16 protein-coding genes and 1 pseudogene are annotated in these 18,893 nt (G+C 55.9%); 8 read left to right on the top strand and 9 right to left on the bottom strand.

From position 1 onward, the window contains the following. Positions 1-87: 87 nt before the first annotated feature. On the bottom strand, positions 88-2,334 hold the full coding sequence (gene ptsP / locus V1603_RS22395) for a phosphoenolpyruvate--protein phosphotransferase (protein ID WP_116341830.1): 2,247 nt from the start codon (positions 2,332-2,334) through the stop codon (positions 88-90). 12 nt (positions 2,335-2,346) lie between these two features. Next, a complete protein-coding gene (rppH, locus tag V1603_RS22400) occupies positions 2,347-2,877 on the bottom strand; it encodes an RNA pyrophosphohydrolase (RefSeq protein WP_013098553.1) in 531 nt (176 codons plus the stop codon). 442 nt (positions 2,878-3,319) lie between these two features. Here rppH and V1603_RS22405 point away from each other — a divergent pair. The 4 genes and pseudogenes from V1603_RS22405 to V1603_RS22420 all read left to right on the top strand — a co-directional run. Beyond that, positions 3,320-3,409: pseudogene (locus tag V1603_RS22405) on the top strand (hypothetical protein); the annotation flags it as partial. A 151-nt stretch (positions 3,410-3,560) separates the two neighbouring features. Further along, positions 3,561-4,253: a DNA mismatch repair endonuclease MutH gene (mutH, locus tag V1603_RS22410; RefSeq protein WP_233003223.1), complete on the top strand. Its 693-nt coding sequence runs from the start codon at positions 3,561-3,563 to the stop codon at positions 4,251-4,253. A 128-nt stretch (positions 4,254-4,381) separates the two neighbouring features. Next, entirely contained in the window at positions 4,382-4,600 is a 219-nt protein-coding gene (locus V1603_RS22415; RefSeq protein WP_014885085.1) for a YgdI/YgdR family lipoprotein, read from the top strand. A 131-nt stretch (positions 4,601-4,731) separates the two neighbouring features. Further along, a complete protein-coding gene (locus V1603_RS22420; protein ID WP_028014287.1) occupies positions 4,732-5,772 on the top strand; it encodes an NADP(H)-dependent aldo-keto reductase in 1,041 nt (346 codons plus the stop codon). 93 nt (positions 5,773-5,865) lie between these two features. Here V1603_RS22420 and lplT read toward each other — a convergent pair whose 3' ends face one another. Both lplT and aas read right to left on the bottom strand, forming a co-directional pair. Beyond that, positions 5,866-7,059: a lysophospholipid transporter LplT gene (gene lplT / locus V1603_RS22425; protein WP_233002871.1), complete on the bottom strand. Its 1,194-nt coding sequence runs from the start codon at positions 7,057-7,059 to the stop codon at positions 5,866-5,868. Continuing rightward, on the bottom strand, positions 7,052-9,211 hold the full coding sequence (gene aas / locus V1603_RS22430) for a bifunctional acyl-ACP--phospholipid O-acyltransferase/long-chain-fatty-acid--ACP ligase (RefSeq protein ID WP_233002870.1): 2,160 nt from the start codon (positions 9,209-9,211) through the stop codon (positions 7,052-7,054). The genes lplT and aas overlap by 8 nt, the downstream gene beginning before the upstream one ends. A 624-nt stretch (positions 9,212-9,835) precedes the next feature. Between aas and galR the strand changes: the two genes are divergently transcribed. Beyond that, the gene (gene galR / locus V1603_RS22435; RefSeq protein WP_116341842.1) at positions 9,836-10,852 is read left to right on the top strand and encodes an HTH-type transcriptional regulator GalR; all 1,017 of its coding nucleotides are present in this window, start codon (positions 9,836-9,838) and stop codon (positions 10,850-10,852) included. Here galR and V1603_RS22440 read toward each other — a convergent pair. Beyond that, positions 10,813-11,298 (bottom strand): GNAT family N-acetyltransferase, encoded by a 486-nt coding sequence (locus V1603_RS22440; protein ID WP_302221236.1) that lies wholly within the window; start codon positions 11,296-11,298, stop codon positions 10,813-10,815. The genes galR and V1603_RS22440 overlap by 40 nt on opposite strands. A gap of 220 nt (positions 11,299-11,518) precedes the next feature. On the opposite strand from V1603_RS22440, the gene V1603_RS22445 reads away from it, so the two are divergent. Continuing rightward, positions 11,519-12,556 (top strand): LacI family DNA-binding transcriptional regulator, encoded by a 1,038-nt coding sequence (locus tag V1603_RS22445; RefSeq protein WP_061097196.1) that lies wholly within the window; start codon positions 11,519-11,521, stop codon positions 12,554-12,556. On the opposite strand, the gene lysA is transcribed toward V1603_RS22445, so the two are convergent. Next, positions 12,526-13,788 (bottom strand): diaminopimelate decarboxylase, encoded by a 1,263-nt coding sequence (lysA, locus tag V1603_RS22450; RefSeq protein WP_395313284.1) that lies wholly within the window; start codon positions 13,786-13,788, stop codon positions 12,526-12,528. The two genes, V1603_RS22445 and lysA, sit on opposite strands and share 31 nt — an antisense overlap. A gap of 122 nt (positions 13,789-13,910) precedes the next feature. Here lysA and V1603_RS22455 point away from each other — a divergent pair, with 122 nt between their 5' ends. Further along, on the top strand, positions 13,911-14,837 hold the full coding sequence (locus V1603_RS22455) for a LysR family transcriptional regulator (protein ID WP_116341848.1): 927 nt from the start codon (positions 13,911-13,913) through the stop codon (positions 14,835-14,837). On the opposite strand, the gene V1603_RS22460 is transcribed toward V1603_RS22455, so the two are convergent. Continuing rightward, entirely contained in the window at positions 14,832-15,524 is a 693-nt protein-coding gene (locus V1603_RS22460) for an aspartate/glutamate racemase (RefSeq protein WP_116341851.1), read from the bottom strand. The two genes, V1603_RS22455 and V1603_RS22460, sit on opposite strands and share 6 nt — an antisense overlap. 133 nt (positions 15,525-15,657) lie before the next feature. Between V1603_RS22460 and V1603_RS22465 the strand changes: the two genes are divergently transcribed. Next, a complete protein-coding gene (locus V1603_RS22465) occupies positions 15,658-15,981 on the top strand; it encodes a cupin domain-containing protein (RefSeq protein ID WP_233002867.1) in 324 nt (107 codons plus the stop codon). Positions 15,982-16,020: 39 nt separating this feature from the next. On the opposite strand, the gene wzz(fepE) is transcribed toward V1603_RS22465, so the two are convergent. Both wzz(fepE) and V1603_RS22475 read right to left on the bottom strand, forming a co-directional pair. Continuing rightward, a complete protein-coding gene (wzz(fepE), locus tag V1603_RS22470; protein ID WP_395313285.1) occupies positions 16,021-17,145 on the bottom strand; it encodes an LPS O-antigen length regulator Wzz(fepE) in 1,125 nt (374 codons plus the stop codon). Positions 17,146-17,332: 187 nt separating this feature from the next. Continuing rightward, entirely contained in the window at positions 17,333-18,748 is a 1,416-nt protein-coding gene (locus V1603_RS22475; protein ID WP_395313286.1) for a sugar porter family MFS transporter, read from the bottom strand. Positions 18,749-18,893 lie beyond the last annotated feature (145 nt).

Consider the following 18,893-nt stretch of genomic DNA (forward strand, 5'->3'; position numbering starts at 1 on the left):
GGCCCTCTCCCCAAAGGGGCGAGGGGATTGTTCACTGCTCGCATTAATTTGTGGGGATCCCTCAGCCCTGTGAGAGAGGGGAAGGCTTTAGCGACCACCGCGAATCAGGCCGCCCATACCGCGTCGTTCCATAAATGCCGCCACCTGGTGACGAACCTCAGCCGCCAGCTGTGCGTCAAGGCTGCGCTCAGCCAGCTCACGGGCATCATTGATGTCTATATGACGCAACAAATACTTCACGCGCGCTACGGCACGGCCGTTCATCGACAGATGGCGGTATCCCAGACCAATCAGGATCGCGACGCACATCGAATCTCCGGCCATTTCACCGCACAGGCGTAGATCAATACCGTACTGTTCAGCCTCACGGGCAATCATCGCCAGCGCGCGAATGATTGCCGGATGCAGGCTATCGTAGATACTGGCGACGCGGGTGTTGTTCCGGTCGACGGCCAGAATATATTGCGTCAGGTCGTTGGTACCGACAGAGATAAAATCAACGCGGTTTGCCAGCTGCGGCAGCATGAAGACCATAGACGGCACTTCGAGCATGACGCCGATCCGTGGTTTCGGGATCGCATAGCCAATCATCTCTTCCACTTCACGACCAGCACGCTCAATCAGGCGCCGCGCTTCGTCGATCTCATCAATGCTGGTGACCATCGGCAGTAAGATGCTGAGATTGCCCGTCGCAGCATTAGCGCGCAGCATGGCGCGCACCTGGATCAGGAAGATCTCCGGCTGATCGAGCGTAATGCGGATCCCGCGCCAGCCAAGACACGGGTTCTCTTCGCTGATCGGCATATACGGCAGCTGTTTATCCGCCCCGACATCCAGGGTACGCAGGGTGACAGGCTTGTCGTTGAACATTTGCAACATCCCCTGATACTGCGCCACCTGCTCCTCTTCGGAGGGGAAACCGCTCTGCAGCATAAACGGGATTTCAGTACGGTACAGGCCAATACCGTCGATGCGGCTGCCCAGCTTCTCTTCGTGCTCAGGGCTTAAACCGGCGTTGAGCATGACTTTGATCCGCTCACCGCTCTTCAGCTGTGCGGGAAGGTTAACGTCATCTTCCGCCAGCTTGCTTAATTCATTCTCTTCGCTGATGAGACGCTGATATTCCTGGAGCAGAACGGGTTCAGGATCGACCAGCAGTTCACCGCGGTAACCATCCACCACCAGCGTGCGTCGATGCAGTACCGACGGCTGGATATCCGCCCCCATAACGGTAGGAATACCGAGCGCGCGCACCATAATGGCGGCGTGGGAGTTAGCGGCACCATCGCGCACCACGACACCGGCCAGCCGGTCCTGCGGCAGTTCAGCCAGCGTCGTTGCCGAGAGTTCATCGGCCACCAGCACAAACCGTTTTGGCCAGGCGTTTGGCCCCTGAATGGTGTCATCAAGATGGAACAGCAGACGTTGCCCCAGCGCACGGAGATCGCCGGCACGCTCCTTCAGGTAACCGTCTGTTAATGCTGCAAACTGCTCAGCAAATTTTTCGATGACCTTTTTAACGGCCCATTCTGCTACCGAACCTTTATCCACTTCCGCAAAAAGCTCACGGCGCAGCCGCGCGTCGGAAAGCAGGTGCGAATAAAGGTCGAAGATAGCCGCCGTCTCTTTTTGCGCACCCGCCGCAAAGCGTTTGCTGTAGCGGCGAAATTCATTTGCCGCCTCTTCCAGCGCGGCGGTAAGACGCTCGCGCTCCAGCGCTTCATCGAGCGTAGAGGCTTCGTAAACCTGCTCCATTAACGGCAGCGTGGCGTCCATCCAGCCTTCAGCAATCGCTACCCCTGGCGATGCCGGAAGGGCACGAATGCGCGTATGGCGATACTGACCGAAGAGCGCTGCAAGCTGAGACTGTGAGAGGATCGCCGCCATCTGTGTCGCCAGCGTGACGAGGAAGGACTCTTCGCTTTCATCGTACTGACGCAGCTCCCGCTGCTGGACGACCAGCACGCCCAAAAGTTGACGACGCTGGATAATCGGCACGCCAAGGAACGCGCGGAAACGCTCTTCTTTTACGGAAGGGATGTATTTAAAGCTGGGGTGTTTTTGCGCGTCGGCAAGGTTGATAGGTTCAGCCAGCCGCCCAACCAGGCCGACGATACCTTCATCAAATGCGAGCGTTACGGTGCGTCCCCGTGGCTTTTTCAAACCACGGGTCGCCATCAGGTAATAGCAGCGCCGATCGTGGTCGGCCAGATACACCGAACAGACTTCGGTCTCCATCGCAAGACAGATGTCAGTGACCAGAATATTCAGCGCCTCGTTGAGACGCGGAGCACTGGCCACCTTCTCGACTATTTCTCGCAAGCGGGTGAGCATGATTTGCGTAGCTTAACCTCTTTTACGTCGCCATGCAGGTGCGCTCTGCGGCTTAGGCGGGATCTCCTGAAGCTGCATAACCACACTTGCAAACTCTTTCATCACCCTACGGTAAACATCGCGCTTAAATGACACGACCTGACGAACAGGATACCAATAGCTCACCCAGCGCCAGCCATCGAACTCCGGCGTACTGCTGGTTTGCATATTGATGTCTGAATCGTTGCCCACCAACTGCAGAAGAAACCACTTCTGTTTCTGGCCGATACAAACCGGCTTTGTGTCCCAACGCACCAAACGTTTCGGTAACTTGTAACGCAACCAGTTGCGGGTCGAGGCGAGGATGCGAACATCTTTTCGGCTTAAACCGACCTCTTCAAAAAGCTCCCGGTACATCGCTTGTTCTGGGGACTCTCCCGGATTGATCCCGCCTTGCGGGAACTGCCAGGAGTGCTGACCATATCGACGGGCCCACATTACCTGGCCCTGACGATTACAAATTACTATTCCTACGTTCGGGCGGTAGCCATCGTCATCAATCACCGGACTACCCCAAACTAAACCTTATATATGAATGATTGTTTCACACTACAGTGAGGCGGTAAACCACTCTCTTACAGGCCTGCAACCTAATAACATTTGAATAACTCACAAATAAGTGCAGAGTTATAAACAGATATACGGTAACGAGGACAATTTTATTCACCTTTTCTGTGGATATAGTTGTGAAGAAGTGTCTGATTACCGATGAACAACCTTAAACAACCTCTCCCGCCCTCTTTCACACCGTCAATATAAAATCATATTTTTCATACAATTAACTTAATACCAGTAAATAAAACGCAGATTAGCGTGACGTTCGTCACAGCAGGGATCGTCGTACTGATGAAAGATCGAACAGCGTCGGTTTTATCCACAGATTGTGCCAATAAGTTAGGCACAATTTGTCTGAAATTTGGATTTTCATCGCACGTCAAGGCTGTAAATTGAAACAGTAGTCAGGGTTATGCCCAGTTATCCCACTTTTCTGTGGATAACATGGTGTAAGATCCTGTTTATTGTCAGTGACCAGATTTGAACAACCCGTTTTACGTCTCAGATGAAACAGTTAAAACCTCATAAAAAAACCTATAAATCATAGGCATGGAATATTGGGACAGAAAAAGATAAACTCTATCCACAGGGGACAATTTCTTCGTTTATTTTTTAATCAAAAGGTTACCTTCATGCATTCGCTTACCCCCTTGCTCTCACCGCCGTCCAGCGAAGGCCAGCTGCTAGAGCAGGCACAGCGCCTGGCAGGCTTCTCGCTTGGCGAACTGGCGGCTATGGCAGGGCTTCAGATCCCGAAGGATCTTAAACGGGATAAAGGCTGGATCGGCATGCTGCTGGAGCTGTGGCTGGGTGCCAGCGCCGGGAGCAAACCTGAGCAAGATTTTGCCGCCCTTGGCGTCGAGTTAAAAACCATCCCCATCGACAGCTGGGGTCGCCCCCTGGAGACAACCTTTGTCTGCGTTGCGCCCTTAACCGGCAATACCGGCGTGACGTGGGAAACCAGCCACGTGCGTCATAAGCTGAAACGCGTGCTTTGGGTACCGGTTGAAGGTGAACGGCAGATCCCGCTGGCCGAACGTCGCGTTGGCGCACCGCTGCTCTGGAGTCCGGATGAAGAGGAGGAGCATCAGCTGCGCCTGGACTGGGAAGAGCTGATGGACATGATTGTGCTCGGGCAGGTCGAGCGAATTACCGCCCGACACGGAGAAGTGTTACAGCTGCGCCCGAAAGCGGCAAACAGCAAAGCGCTTACCGAGGCGATCGGCGCGATGGGCGAACCCATACTGACGCTGCCGCGCGGTTTTTATCTTAAAAAGAATTTCACCGGCGCGCTGCTTGCTCGTCATTTCTTACTTAAAACATAGTTTTTTACTTATTTTGCGAGCTCACAAACATAATCACCTGGTTTTTAAGATTTTACCGCTTCACCCTGTTGCCATAACGGGTTAATACTACACTATGATTTGATACGAGCCAGATGAGGACGATAACGATGAAAAAATGGGCGGTGTTAATTTCAGCTGTCGGGTTGGCGTTTGCCGTATCGGGCTGCAGCAGCGATTACGTCATGGCAACGAAAGATGGCCGGATGATCCTGACCGACGGCAAACCCGAAGTCGACGACGATACCGGTCTGGTCAGCTACCACGACCAGGCAGGCAATAAAATGCAGATCAATCGCGACGAAGTCTCGCAAATTATTGAGCGATAACGGTCGGAGGTCAGTAGCTTACTGGCCTTTTTGATTTTTTTCTTCCCCTTTTGCTTCCCCTCTGCCATGTTTATATTCCTTTGTCGGGAGGTTCCTGACGCGGTCTACATGTCTATTGAAGGAAGCCGGCTATGCATTATCACCGTATCCCCCACAGCGCTCTGGAGATAAGTCAACTGGGGTTGGGCACGATGACATTTGGTGAACAAAACAGCGAAGCCGATGCCCATGCACAACTCGATTATGCCGTCAGTCAGGGGATTAACCTGATTGATGTTGCAGAGATGTACCCTGTGCCACCACGCCCTGAAACACAGGGACTTACCGAAACCTACGTCGGTAACTGGCTGGCAAAACGCGGTAACCGTGAAAAGCTGGTCATCGCCTCGAAAGTCAGTGGCCCCGCGCGAAACAACGATGCCGGGATCCGCCCAAATCAGATCCTCGATCGCAAAAATATCCGCGCCGCGCTGGACGCGAGCCTGAAGCGTCTGCAAACCGACTATCTCGACCTGTACCAGGTCCACTGGCCCCAGCGCCCAACCAACTGCTTTGGCAAGCTCGGCTACAGCTGGAACGAGAGCGCCCCCGCCGTTACCCTGCTGGAAACGCTGGAAGCGCTGACGGAGTGCCAGCGTGCGGGAAAAATCCGCTACATTGGCGTGTCCAACGAAACGGCCTTTGGGGTCATGCGTTACCTGCACCTGGCGGATAAACACGATCTGCCGCGCATCGTCACCATCCAGAACCCGTACAGCCTGCTTAACCGCAGCTACGAAGTGGGGCTGGCCGAAGTGACGCAATATGAGGAAGTGGAACTGCTCGCTTATTCATGCCTGGGTTTTGGCACCCTGACGGGGAAATACCTCAACGGTGCGAAACCGGCCGGGGCGCGCAATACCCTCTTTAGCCGCTTTACCCGCTACAGCGGCGAACAAACGCAAAAAGCCGTTGCAGCCTATGTGGATATCGCGAAGCGCCACGGCCTTGATCCGGCGCAGATGGCGCTGGCCTTTGTGCGCCGTCAGCCGTTTGTTGCCAGCACCCTGCTGGGCGCGACCACGATGGAACAGCTTAAAACCAATATTGAGAGTTTCCATCTGAACCTGAGTGAAGAGGTGTTGGCGGAGATTGAAGCGGTGCATCAGGTATACACATACCCGGCACCGTAATAAAAGCAAAACGGCAACGTGCGTTGCCGTTTTTAGGGTTTGCCCCCTCTCCCGGTGGGAGAGGGCCGGGGTGAGGGCATCAGGCCGCACTTATCAGCGCCGACGCTGCCAAACCCACAATCCCGCAATCGCCAACGCGAACAGTCCACCAAATCCGACGCCAATCGCCACCACCGGTACCCCCACTTTCACCGCCAGCGAATAGAGTCCCAGCATTAACAGCATTGCCAGGTTTTCGCCGAGGTTTTGTACCGCAATGGCATTCCCCGCCCCGACGGTCTGCTTGCCGCGCTCCTGAAGTAACGCATTCAACGGCACCACGAAGAAACCGCCCAGAATACCAATCAGGATCAGCAGGGCATAAGCGGGCAGCAACGCATGCTGAAGCGAGAAAATAAGCACCACGACGCCAATCAGGATCCCCGCCGGCATGCAGCGTGCTACCGTTTCGAGCGTTACCAGCTTCGCTGCAGCGCCTGCGCCAGCCACGATGCCGATCGCTACCATCGCATTAAGATAGGTCGGCGTCGCATTGTCAGTAATTCCCAGCGCCACCGGTACCCACAGGACCAGCAGGAAGCGCAGCGTGACGCCCGCCCCCCAGAACATACTGGTTCCCATCAGGGAGAAACGCGTTTCCCCGTTACGCCACAGCACGCGGCACGCGTTGAAGAAACTGCCAGTCATCGGTTTGAAGCGCCAGGATTGCCCCGGGCGAGCGACCGGCAGCTTCGGAATAAACAGGTTAGCCACGACCGCCCCGCCATACACCGCCGCGCATACGCCCAGAGCCGCCAGGACATGCCAGTCGGCCAGTACGCCTCCTGCGACGGAGCCGAGCAGGATAGCGGCAATGGTTGACGACTCCATCAGACCGTTGGCTTTGACCAGCTTATCGCCCGTGGTCAGCTCGCCAAGAATGCCATACTTCGCCGGAGAGTAGGCAGCAGCGCCGATGCCCACAAGCGTATAGCCAATAAACGGATTGAAGCCAAAGCAAATGCTGGAGGCACCCAGCAGCTTGAGACCGTTGGCAAACATCATCACCCGGCCCTTCGGGAAACTGTCCGCCACCTGCCCCACAAACGGGGCAAAGATAATGTAAGCGCCCACAAACACCATCTGCAGGATCGGCTGACTCCAGTCGGGGTAAAACTCGGCTTTCAGCAGGGCCAGCGTGGCGAACAACAGCGCGTTATCGCCGAACGCAGAGAGAAACTGCGCGGCAATGACCGCCATCATGCCTTTTGAACGCAGTGAGGTGTTAGTGTGTACTGACTCACGCATTTTGCTGTTCCGCCTCTTCAACCATGCCTTTCAGGGTCACGAAATCGGGTTTCCCACTACCCAGCACCGGAAGCTGCTTCAGGTAGCGAATATCGCGCGGCACCGCCAGCTCGGGAATGCCATGCTCACGCGCATAGCTCAGTAGCCTGTCGCGCTTAAGCTCGCCGTCGGTGGTAAACAGCACCAGCGCCTCGCCTTTGCTGGCATCACTCTTCACCACCGTCGCATGCATTTTATCGGCGGAGACAGCCGTCGCCAGTTGTTCGACCATTTCCAGAGAGACCATTTCACCGGCGATTTTGGCGAAGCGTTTTGCGCGTCCCTGAATCTGCACAAAGCCTTGCTCATCGAAACGCACGATATCACCGGTGTCGTACCAGCCGGTTTCAACCTCGCCGTTGACGTTTTCCGCCGTCGGCGCTTCCAGCCGGCCTGGGTTTTCTACGCGCAGGTAGCCGTTCATCACGTTTGGCCCTTTCAGCTGCAGGCGGCCCCCCTCCTCAATGCCCGGCACGGCCAGCAGACGCGCATCCATCCCCGGCAGAATTCGGCCCACCGTACCCGGTTTCGCCGCCATGGGTACGTTGATGGAGACCACGGGCGCGCACTCGGTAACGCCATAGCCCTCAAGAATGCGCAGGCCAAACTTGTCCTGCCAGATCTGACGCGTACTCTCCTGCAGCTTTTCCGCACCGGCCACCACATAGCGCACGCGGAAGAAATCATACGGATTGGCGAAACGGGCATAGTTACCCAGGAAGGTTGAGGTCCCGAACAGGACGGTGCAGTTACGGTCATACACCAGCTCCGGCACAATGCGGTAATGCAGCGGGCTGGGATAGAGGAACACTTCCGCACCGGTCAGCAGCGGCGTAAAAAGTCCCACCGTCAGGCCAAAGGAGTGGAACAGCGGCAGCGCCGACATAAAGCGGTCACTGGCAGTAAAGTCGGCAATGCTTTTGATCTGCTCAACGTTCGCCAGAATACTCTTGTGGCTGTGAACAACGCCTTTCGGGTTGCCCTCCGAACCCGACGTGAAGAGGATAATCGCATCATCTTCCGGCTGCTGTTTGACCTGCGCCAGACGCGGCATCAGCAGGTGTGCAAAAATCCACAGCTTGTCTCCGGTGGTCACGTCCGCTCTCAGATCTTCCAGAAAGACCCAGCGCACCTGGGTCAGCTGTTCTGGCAGATGCCAGAGCTTGCCTTTGTCCAGGAACTGTCGGGAGGTAAAGACGGTATTTATCTGGGCGGCGGTAATGGCGCTGGTCAGCCCTTTCACCCCCGCCGTGTAGTTCATCATCGCCGGTATACGTCCACGGGAAACCGCGCCAAAAATCACCGCCGCGCTGATGCCCGCGTTTGGCAGCATCAGGCCGATCTTTTCGCCCTTCTTGCTGTACTTCTCCAGAATGCGGCCCACAAACAGCGTTTTGGTCAGCAGCTTGCGATAGGAATCCGGGGTAAAGTTGATGTCTTCGATGCAGTTTTTCTTTGCGCCATAGCGGTACTGCGCGGAAAGCAGGGATTCGTACAGCGTTTCGCGCGGGCGCACGGCCATGCGCGCTTCCATCATAATCTGGTGCAGCATTTCCCCGGCGATTTTACGGCGATCGCGGGCACGCGGCGCGTCGGGCATCGGGAGCGACGTTGGCGGCAGAATATGCAGAGTGATTTTGGGGAACAGACGCTGCTTCACCAGCCCCTTCAGGCGGCTGAAGTGGGTCAACTCTGCACCTTCGATACGCAGCGGCACCACGGTCGCTTTTGACTTCGCCGCGACAAAACCCGCGCCGTCGTAGATTTTCATCAGCGAACCGGTCACTGAAATGCGCCCTTCCGGGAAAATAACCACCGGACGCCCCTGCTCTACCAGACGTACCAGATGTTTAATCATCATCGGCTTTGTCGGGTCGAGCGGCACAAAATCAATCAGCGGGGTGAGCCAGCGCATGTACCACTGCTGGCTGATGGAGGTGTACACCGCAAACACCGGGCGCACGGGCAGAAATAGCGCCAGCAGAATGCCGTCTATAAAGGAAACATGATTGGGTGTGATGAGAACGCGCTCGCCGCGAAGCGCCTGGGCGTCGCCAGTGACGCGGATGCGAAAAAGAATACGGAACAGTGTACGGAAAAACCCAAATAGCATCTCAACTCCCTTTGCCAGACAGTGTGGTGGGGTGACGGTAAATGGTGGCAGATTACACGAGAAGTGATACAGGAGCGACAGCAAAAGTGGGGACGAAAAAAAACCTGCGCATCCGCGCAGGTTGGTGCAAGTGATGAGTACGAAACCGTACTAAGAATTCTCACCAATCAATACCTCTGGGATCTTGATTGTGGCTGTTGACCCTGCGCTTCGCCAGCAGTAAAACGCAAGGGAATGAGCCGAAATGCAACCAGGTGTGAATATTCTCTGTTGCTGTTACAGGTTGAACTGTCAGGCAAAAAAAAACCTGCGTAAGAACGCAGGCTGGTGTAAGTCGTGTTAATCAACCGGAGTTGATTCCACCTATCAATACCTCTGGGACCTCAACTCTACCAACCTCTTTAACGTCATCGCCACCGGCCAATCGCAACAGCCTGAGGCAAAGTGTAACTAAAGGTTCAGATTGACATTCCTCAGACATGACCAGGCGTGTAACGATTACACTATCAGGGTGGGTCTGCGTCACGTTTGTGGCGCGAGGGAATCGGCTTCCCTTGAATGCGCGTCACTTTTCCGCAACACTATTTAGTGTGTAAACGCTTACCCCAAATAAGAAGGTTATAAATGGCGACAATAAAGGATGTGGCTCGTCTGGCAGGTGTGTCGGTAGCCACCGTCTCCCGCGTGATTAATGATTCACCCAAAGCCAGTGACGCATCACGCCAGGCGGTACAAAGCGCCATGGAAACCCTGAATTACCATCCAAATGCCAACGCCCGCGCGCTCGCCCAGCAGTCAACGGATACCATTGGGCTGGTGGTGGGCGACGTTTCCGACCCCTTTTTCGGGGCCATGGTTAAAGCGGTTGAACAGGTCTCTTATCAGACGGGTAATTTTTTACTGATCGGCAATGGCTATCACAATGAACAAAAAGAACGCCAGGCTATTGAGCAGCTGATCCGCCACCGCTGCGCGGCGCTGGTTGTTCACGCCAAAATGCTCCCGGATGCCGAACTGATTCACCTGATGAAGCAGATGCCCGGAATGGTGATCATCAACCGTATTATCCCCGGCTTTGAAAAACGCTGTGTGGCCCTCGACGACCGCTACGGCGCCTGGCTTGCAACTCGTCATCTGATTCAACAGGGTCACACCCGGATTGGCTATCTCTGTTCCAATCACCCTATTTCTGATGCGGAAGACCGCCTGCAGGGCTACTACGACGCCCTGCGCGAAAATGGTCTGCCGTGTAATGACCGTCTGGTGGCCTACGGAGAGCCGGATGAAAGCGGCGGCGAACAGGCCATGACGGAGCTGCTGGGTCGTGGACGAAATTTCACCGCGGTTGCCAGCTATAACGATTCGATGGCCGCCGGGGCAATGGGTGTCATGAATGACAACGGGATTGAGGTGCCGACGGAGATCTCACTGATTGGCTTTGACGATGTCCTGGTCTCCCGGTACGTGCGCCCGCGCCTGACCACCGTCCGTTACCCAATCATCACGATGGCCACCCAGGCCGCAGAGCTGGCGCTGGCGCTGGCCGAGCAACGCCAGCCGCCGGAGATTACCCATCTCTTCAGCCCAACGTTAGTGCGCCGTCACTCCGTTGCAGCGCCTGCTGACGCGCAGAGCGAATAACGATACAGGTGTACCGTTTTATCCGGATACTCCAGCCCATCGCCAATATACTGCCAGCCGTAACGTTCATAGAAGTCGCGGCAGGCAGACCAGAGATGGAGTTCCTCGTACCCGGCCCGTGCGGCGAAGCGAATAACGTGCTGCTGTAACTTTCCTGCCAGCCCCTTGCCGCGCGCCGCGTCGTCAACGTAGAGCGCCGCCAGCCACGGAAAAAGATCCTGACGGGTAATCAAATCGCAGCGCCAGAGTCCCACCGTGCCGAGAAGCCGTTCATCTTCTACGGCGATAAAGGTCAGCGGCAGGACATCCGGCGTCTGGCTGTGCGCAACGATGCTGTGGAAAAATTCCCGTGAAAGCCCCTCGCCAAAGGCCTGCCATAGCCAGTCGGTAACCTGCTCCGCATAGTGCGGTGCCTCGTAAAGCGGGAGGATGACGGTCTTTTTCACGTTTCACCTGCGTTTTTAATGAATATGCTGGCCTGACGCCTCCAGCCGGGTTTGGCGAGTATTTTACCAGAGTCAGACTATTTAGTTTTACTTCTGGCAGGCCAGGCGAATCGTGACCAAAAAGCGTGATCGTGGCAGAAGTTTTGCGCTTCCCGCATCGCTTATACGCTGTCAGGTCTGTGTTAAACTGCAGACCATTACGTGGAAGCAGGAATGTAGAATGGCAACAATGCTGGATGTCTCACTGCGCGCGGGCGTGTCGAAGGCTACCGTCTCGCGCGTGCTGAACGGCACAGGTCAGGTTAAAGAGAGTACGCGTCAGCAGGTCTTTGCTGCGATGGAAGAGCTGGGCTACCGCCCAAACTTTCTCGCGCGTTCGCTGGCTAACCAGACCAGCAACAGCATTGGTCTGGTCGTCTCTACCTTCGACGGCTTTTACTTTGGTCGTCTTTTGCAGCAGGCGTCGCGGCAGACCGAAACCCACGGGAAACAACTGATCGTCACCGACGGTCACGACGCGCCAGAGCAGGAAGAACAGGCGGTGCAGATGCTGGCCGACCGCCAGTGCGATGCCATCGTGCTTTACACGCGCTATATGAGCGAAAAGGCGATCATCAAGCTGATTAATACCGTGCAAACGCCTCTGGTGGTCATCAACCGTGAAGTCAGCCAGGCACCGGAGCGCTGCGTATTCTTCGAACAGCAGGATGCCGCGTTTAAGGCGGTGGATTACCTGATCAATCAGGGCCACCGGGAGATCGCCTGCATTACCGTCCCGATCCACACCCCCACGGGTAAAGCGCGGCTAATGGGCTACCGTAAGGCGCTGGAAAAGCACGGCATTCGTCTGGACGAGCGTCGAATAAAGTACGGTGATGCGGGAATGACGCGGGGCTATGAGCTGTGTAAGGAGCTGATTGCTGAAGGGGTATCGTTCAGCGCGCTGTTTGCCTGTAACGATGATATGGCGCTGGGCGCGTCCAAAGCGCTGCATCAGGCAGGGCTTAAGATCCCGCAGGATATCTCCCTGTTCGGCTTTGACGATGCCCCAAGCGCGAAGTGGCTGGAGCCTGCGCTCTCATCGGTTTATCTTCCGATAGATAACATGATCGTCACGGCTATCGATCAGGCGATCCGGCTGGCGAAGAACCAGCCGGTCGATGCGATCCCGCCGTTTACCGGCACGCTGGTATTACGCGATTCGGTCACAACGGGGCCGTACTTTCATCAAACGAGTTCCAGCGCCAGCAGTTCCTGAATGGTCTGACGACGACGGATCAGCCGCGCCTTGCCGTTATCAAACAGCACTTCCGGCAGCAGCGGACGGCTGTTGTAGTTCGAGGACATAGACGCCCCGTACGCGCCGGTATCGTGCAGCACCAGGTAATCGCCAGGCGCTACCTCCGGCAGCGCACGGGTTTCCACTTTGCCGCCTTCCTGCTGGGTAAATACGTCACCGGATTCACACAGCGGGCCTGCGACCACCGTCTCGCGGCGCGGCGCGTGCGTTAAATCGCGGCCATCGGCGGCAAGGGCGGTAATGTGATGGTAGCTGCCGTACATGGACGGACGCATCAGGTCATTAAAGCCCGCGTCAATCAGCACGAAGTGGCGGGAGCCCATCTCTTTGACGCTGCGCACCTGCGCCACCAGCACGCCGGCTTCGGCCACCAGGAAACGACCCGGTTCAATTTCCAGCTTCACGGCATGACCAAAATGCGCGGCGATTTGATCGCGCGCGGCGCTCCACAGGCCGTAATAGTGATCGGTGTCGATCGCCTCTTCCCCTTCGCGATAAGGAATGGAAAGACCGCCACCGGCAGAGATCGCCTCCAGATCCTGGCCGAAGTCGACAACCTGGCGCACCATTGCCCCGCACACCTGCTCCAGGTGCCCGTAATCGACGCCAGAGCCAATATGCATATGAATGCCCACCAGCTTCATGTTGTAGCGCTGCAGCACCTCCAGGGCAGCAGGCATATCGGCGTACCAGATCCCGTGCTTGCTGTTTTCGCCCCCGGTGTTGGTTTTTTGGCTGTGGCCATGACCGAAGCCCGGGTTCACCCGCAGCCAGACGCGATGACCAGGCGAAACCTGCCCAAGCTGCTCCAGCATATCCACAGAACCGGCATTCACCGGCACCTGCAGTTCATGCACGCGCGCAAGCGTGGCGTCGTCGATCACATCCGCGGTAAAGACGATCGCATCAGGATCGGTTTTCGGATCGAACCCGGCCGCCAGCGCACGCTCGATTTCACCCAGCGACACGGAGTCAACCTTCACGCCCTGCTCGCGCATCAGGCGCAGAATGTGAATATTGGAGCAGGCCTTCTGGGCAAAACGCACCACGTCAAACTGATGCAGGGCGGCGATCTTCTCGCGAACGATCTGCGCGTCATAGACCCATACCGGGCAGCCAAACTCGGCGGGCAGGCGCAGCAGGTTTTCAGCGTTCAAATCGGTATCCGTCTGGTTGAGCGGGCGTGGCATGGTCTTCTCCGGGTCAATTCATTTTTAATGATTACGCCACAGCGGAAGCCGAATAAAAAATATCGTTTTATCGCGAGTCTATGCAAAAATGATATGGACAGTTCTTTGCTTTCAGGTGCCCTATGCCCGCCGTCAATTTACGCCACATCGAGATTTTTCACGCCGTGATGACCGCCGGCAATCTCACCGAAGCCGCACAGATGCTGCATACCTCCCAGCCGACGGTCAGCCGCGAGCTGGCGCGCTTCGAGAAAGTGCTGGGGCTGAAGCTGTTCGAACGCGCCCGGGGAAGGCTTCACCCGACGGTTCAGGGGTTGCGCCTGTTTGAGGAAGTGCAGCGCTCATGGTACGGGCTGGACAGAATCGTCAGCGCGGCGGAAAGCCTGCGCGAGTTTCGTCAGGGCGAGCTGTCGATTGTCTGCCTGCCTGTCTTCTCTCAGTCCTTCTTACCGACGCTGCTCCAGCCTTTTCTGGCCCGCTATCCCGAGGTCAATCTCACCATCGTGCCGCAGGAGTCGCCTCTGCTTGAAGAGTGGCTGTCGGCACAGCGGCACGATCTCGGGTTAACCGAGACCTTCTCGACACCTGCAGGAACGGCGCGCACGGAACTGCTCGCGCTGGATGAAGTGTGCGTTCTGCCCGCCGGGCATCGGCTTGCTCACAAAGCGGTGCTGACGCCTGCGGATTTTCACGGTGAGAACTACATTAGCCTGTCGCAAACCGACAGCTACCGGCAGCTGCTGGATACGCTTTTTGCTGAGCATCAGGTGAAGCGGCGGATGGTGGTAGAAACGCACAGCGCGGCCTCAATATGCGCGATGGTTCGTGCGGGCGTCGGCGTCGCGGTCGTCAATCCGCTTACGGCGCTGGACTATGCCGGGAGCGGGATCGTCATCCGCCGTTTTAGCGTTTCCGTCCCGTTCACCGTAAGCCTTATCCGCCCGTTGCACCGTCCGGCTTCCGCGCTGGTGGACGCATTCACCGAACACTTAGTTGAGCATGCGCGTCAGGCGGCGCTTCGCTTGCCTGACCTGCAAAACCCGTTATGACAGCATAAATTCCACGGCATCTGCCGCGTGAATAGCCGCGGTATCAAACACCGGGATGGGGCTTCGTTCGGCCGGCACCAGTAAACCGATCTCCGTGCAGCCGAAAATCACCCCTTCAGCCCCCTGTTGCGCCAGTTTCTCTATTACGCTCACGTAATACGCACGGGAGGTTTCGCTGAAGGTTCCGAGGCAGAGCTCGTCGAAGATAATCTGATTAATGCGCGCCCGGTCCTCCTCATCCGGGATCAGGCTTTCTATCCCAAACTCGCTGTGCAAGCGCCCGCGATAGAAATCCTGCTCCATGGTGTAACGTGTGCCCAGCAAGGCCACGCGCGACATTCCCGAGGCGCGAATTGCGCGTCCGGTGGCATCCGCGATGTGCAGGAACGGCAGCGAACAGCGCGCTTCAATGTGCGAGGCCACTTTGTGCATCGTGTTGGTACACAGCAGAATGCCCTGCGCCCCCGCACGCTCCAGCCCCAGCGCGGCATCGGCCAGTATTTCTCCGGCTTTATCCCATTCGCCGCTCGACTGACAGGCTTCGATTTCATGAAAATCAACGCTGTGCAGCAGCAGGCTCGCGGAGTGCAGGCCGCCCAGACGCTGCTTTACGCCTTCGTTAATCAGGCGGTAATAAGGGATAGTCGATTCCCAGCTCATCCCACCTAACAGGCCAATCGTTTTCATCATCCCTCCTTCTCTGTTTAAGCCAGTGAAGCAAACTTGTGATCCTGTTTCCAGATCTTTGTTGCGTCGTTTTCTTTTTAAGCTGGCCCATATAAATTAAATAAAACACCGTTTTATTATAAAGGGCAAGACCATGTTTATGTTCCACAAAGAGACCGCGTCTGAAGATTTAGGGAACGGCGTTACGCGTCGTGTGCTGGCCCACGGCGGCAGGATGATGGCGGTTGAAGTGCATTTTGAGCAGGGTGCAATTGGCCCACTGCATAACCACCCGCACGAACAGTTAACCTATGTTCTCTCCGGCGAGTTTGAATTTACGATTGGTGAAGAGAAGCATGTCGTGACGGCGGGAGATACGCTCTACAAAAAACCGCATGTGATGCACGGCTGCCTCTGCCTCAAGTCCGGCACGCTGCTGGACACCTTTACGCCTGTCCGCGAGGATTTCCTGAAATAAAAAAAGGCGCTGTTTCAGCGCCTTTCCTGTATGCAGAATTTATTCCGTTACCGGCTCTGGCGATGGGTTTCGGCTGAGCATGGCCTCACGCAGTAACACGCTGCCGCAGGCAAACAGAGCGCCAAGGATCGCTGCCAGAATGACAATCATCCCTTTGCCCGGGCCGTCTTTTTTCACTGGCATCGATGGCGAAAGCTGATACCTGAATGGCTCAAGCTTAACGTCTGCAAAGGAGAGTTTTTTCAGCTGCGCCAGGTAATATTCCCGGTTCTGGAAATCCGCGTTCAGCTCCGTCACGTCCTTGAGATTTTTTTCAATCTTTAGCTTTTGCGCGATACCGTCAGCCCCGAGCGCAACGGAGTAATCCGGATCGTCTTTTACCGCCTGTCCGTTGCTGTACACGGGCTTCTTAATGCCCGCGGCATTCGCCACTTCCAGCGAATAATTCAGCCGCTGCAGGTTGGTGTTGTGCACATTGGTCAGACGAACGCGGTCGAGCGCCAGCTGCTGTTCTACCTCGTTCGTTTTGAGGGCGATCTGATTGCGGATATTTTGCACCGTCTCTTTCTCAACAATTGCCGAGATATACTCGATATACCCCTCCAGGACGGATTGGGCATCGGCTGCGGTCGGCGCGGTGAAGCTCAATGTCCAGGAGACGAAAGGCGATTTATCCGCGTCTTTTCCCTGAACATCATTCACCGCTTTCATTCTGTCTGCGATATTAACAACCGCACGGTGCAGTTCAAGCGGGTCCACTTCCGCATTCTTAAGCTGCGCCATCACGTAAGGGGAAGAGGTCATATACTCTTCGAGCAATGACTGCGACTGGAATTTTTTAATAAACAGGTCAAAGATTTCCTGACGGGTGACCGTCACCTTCACGTCAAGAACCTGCAGCGCAACCATCATCTGGCGCAGCGGGTTCCACTGTGTCTGTTCCGCCGGAGTGATCACCGCTTTACTGGTCCATTTTTGCGGCAGTAGAAGCGCAATTGCCAGACCTGCCAGCGCGAAAACAAAGATAATGGTGGCAATACGTTTTTTCGCGGTAATCAGAACATCTAACAGACCCAGAAGATCGATCTCTTTTGAACTGACTGCTGGGGGGGCATATGAGGGAAAATCGAGGTCCGTTTTTTTCTTGAAATCCATTGCTGACATAACCGTTCTTCTGTTTCGGGTGCAGTAAATTCCTGCCGGATGAGTTCAGTTGCCCGATAATACAAGAAACTAAGAATAATCTGAATGCGAGAATGGACTATCTGAGAGATTGCTATCAAAGTTGGTAGTTATTAAGCATCACGCTAACAAAACGCCGGGTGGCGCTGCGCTTACCCGGCATTACCCCTTACACGCCGATATTTCGCAGTTTCTCCCCGCTCATCAGCTTGCGTTCAATATGCTCCAGCGTCACGCCTTTGGTTTCTGGAATTAGCCAGAATGTGACGCCAATAAACGCCACGTTCAGCACCGTATAGAGCCAGAAAGTTCCCGCCGCGCCAATCGCATCCAGCAGCGTCAGGAAGGTCGCGCCGATGATCATGTTCGATACCCAGTTGGTGGTGGTGGAACAGGTGATACCAAAATCGCGACATTTCAGCGGCTGAATTTCAGAGCACAGGATCCACACCACCGGCGCGGCGCTCATCGCGTAGCCAGCGATGCACATCATGGTCATGCCCACGGAGAGCCATGAGAGGCCACTGGACGCCGTGCCGTTATCAAACTGCATCAGGCAGTAGCCGAGGATCAGCGTACCGAGCGCCATCACGCTGAAGCCAATTTTCAGCGCTGGCTTACGTCCGGCTTTATCGACGGTGAACACCGCAATAAAGGTGGCGAACATAAAGGTGAGCCCCACCACCAGCGTGGCGATCATCTGCTGTTCGGTGGTGGTAAAACCGGCCATTTTGAAGATGCGCGGCGCGTAGTACATGATGATGTTCATCCCGGTGAACTGCTGCATCGCCTGGAGCAACATACCGAGAAATACCGCGCGGCGCACGTTGCGGTTAACCTTGAACAATGACCAGCCACCCTGCTTCAGCTTCAGGCTTTCGCGGATCTCGTTCAGCTCTTCACGCGCTTTCTCAGACGTGTCGCGCAGCATACGCAGCACCTCTTCCGCCTCCACGTGACGCCCTTTTTGCGCCAGCCAGCGCGGGCTGTTCGGCAGGAAAATCACTAATACAATCAACACAACCGCAGGCAGCGCCAGCACACCGAGCATCGCCCGCCAGTTACCGCTGTAGCTGAAGTACGTATCGGACAGGAACGCCAGCACGATGCCCAGCGTCACCATCAGCTGGTACATGCTGATCATCTTGCCGCGCACGTTCTCGCTCGCCATTTCGGAGAGATACAGCGGTGCGGTGTAGGAGGCGATCCCCACCGCCACGCCCAGCAGCACGCGGGAGAGCAGCAGCACTTCAACGTTGGTGGCAAACGCCGAACCAATGGATCCGGCAACAAACAGGACCGCCCCGACCATCAGGCTGTATTTGCGCCCGAGGCGGAACGAAAGCCAGCCGTTAAACAGCGCGCCGATGGCCGCGCCGAGCATCATGCTGCTCACCACCCACTCCTGCAGGCGGTTACTCAGCGTAAAGTGATCGGTAATAAACGGCAGCGCACCGGCGATAACGCCGATATCCAGGCCAAACAGTAAACCGGCCACGGCTGCCGCAATGGAGACAAACTGGTTCATGCGGCGGGTATCGCGCAGCGCAGCGGGCATCAGGGTAGAGTCATTTATAGATGTCATATTTTTCCTGCCTCAACAGCAAAATTCGTTAAGTGAAATTACGAGATAGCGGGGAAAAGTGTCAGGCCGGAATTCGTGAAGATATGGATTATTTCGCTATGGCATAGCGATCTGTGATGGACATTACAATTTCAACCAATGCTGG

Source organism: Enterobacter sp. ECC-219, assembly GCF_043966805.1.
GTDB lineage: Bacteria > Pseudomonadota > Gammaproteobacteria > Enterobacterales > Enterobacteriaceae > Enterobacter > Enterobacter cloacae_N.

Excerpts from the sequence above, each read along its gene's own strand:
- ptsP (WP_116341830.1), bottom strand. The coding sequence starts at position 2,334 with ATGCTCACCCGCTTGCGAGAAATAGTCGAGAAGGTGGCCAGTGCTCCG.
- mutH (WP_233003223.1), top strand. The coding sequence starts at position 3,561 with ATGCATTCGCTTACCCCCTTGCTCTCACCGCCGTCCAGCGAAGGCCAG.
- V1603_RS22415 (WP_014885085.1), top strand. The coding sequence starts at position 4,382 with ATGAAAAAATGGGCGGTGTTAATTTCAGCTGTCGGGTTGGCGTTTGCC.
- V1603_RS22420 (WP_028014287.1), top strand. The coding sequence starts at position 4,732 with ATGCATTATCACCGTATCCCCCACAGCGCTCTGGAGATAAGTCAACTG.
- lplT (WP_233002871.1), bottom strand. The coding sequence starts at position 7,059 with ATGCGTGAGTCAGTACACACTAACACCTCACTGCGTTCAAAAGGCATG.
- aas (WP_233002870.1), bottom strand. The coding sequence starts at position 9,211 with ATGCTATTTGGGTTTTTCCGTACACTGTTCCGTATTCTTTTTCGCATC.
- galR (WP_116341842.1), top strand. The coding sequence starts at position 9,836 with ATGGCGACAATAAAGGATGTGGCTCGTCTGGCAGGTGTGTCGGTAGCC.
- V1603_RS22445 (WP_061097196.1), top strand. The coding sequence starts at position 11,519 with ATGGCAACAATGCTGGATGTCTCACTGCGCGCGGGCGTGTCGAAGGCT.
- lysA (WP_395313284.1), bottom strand. The coding sequence starts at position 13,788 with ATGCCACGCCCGCTCAACCAGACGGATACCGATTTGAACGCTGAAAAC.
- V1603_RS22455 (WP_116341848.1), top strand. The coding sequence starts at position 13,911 with ATGCCCGCCGTCAATTTACGCCACATCGAGATTTTTCACGCCGTGATG.
- V1603_RS22460 (WP_116341851.1), bottom strand. The coding sequence starts at position 15,524 with ATGAAAACGATTGGCCTGTTAGGTGGGATGAGCTGGGAATCGACTATC.
- V1603_RS22465 (WP_233002867.1), top strand. The coding sequence starts at position 15,658 with ATGTTTATGTTCCACAAAGAGACCGCGTCTGAAGATTTAGGGAACGGC.
- V1603_RS22475 (WP_395313286.1), bottom strand. The coding sequence starts at position 18,748 with ATGACATCTATAAATGACTCTACCCTGATGCCCGCTGCGCTGCGCGAT.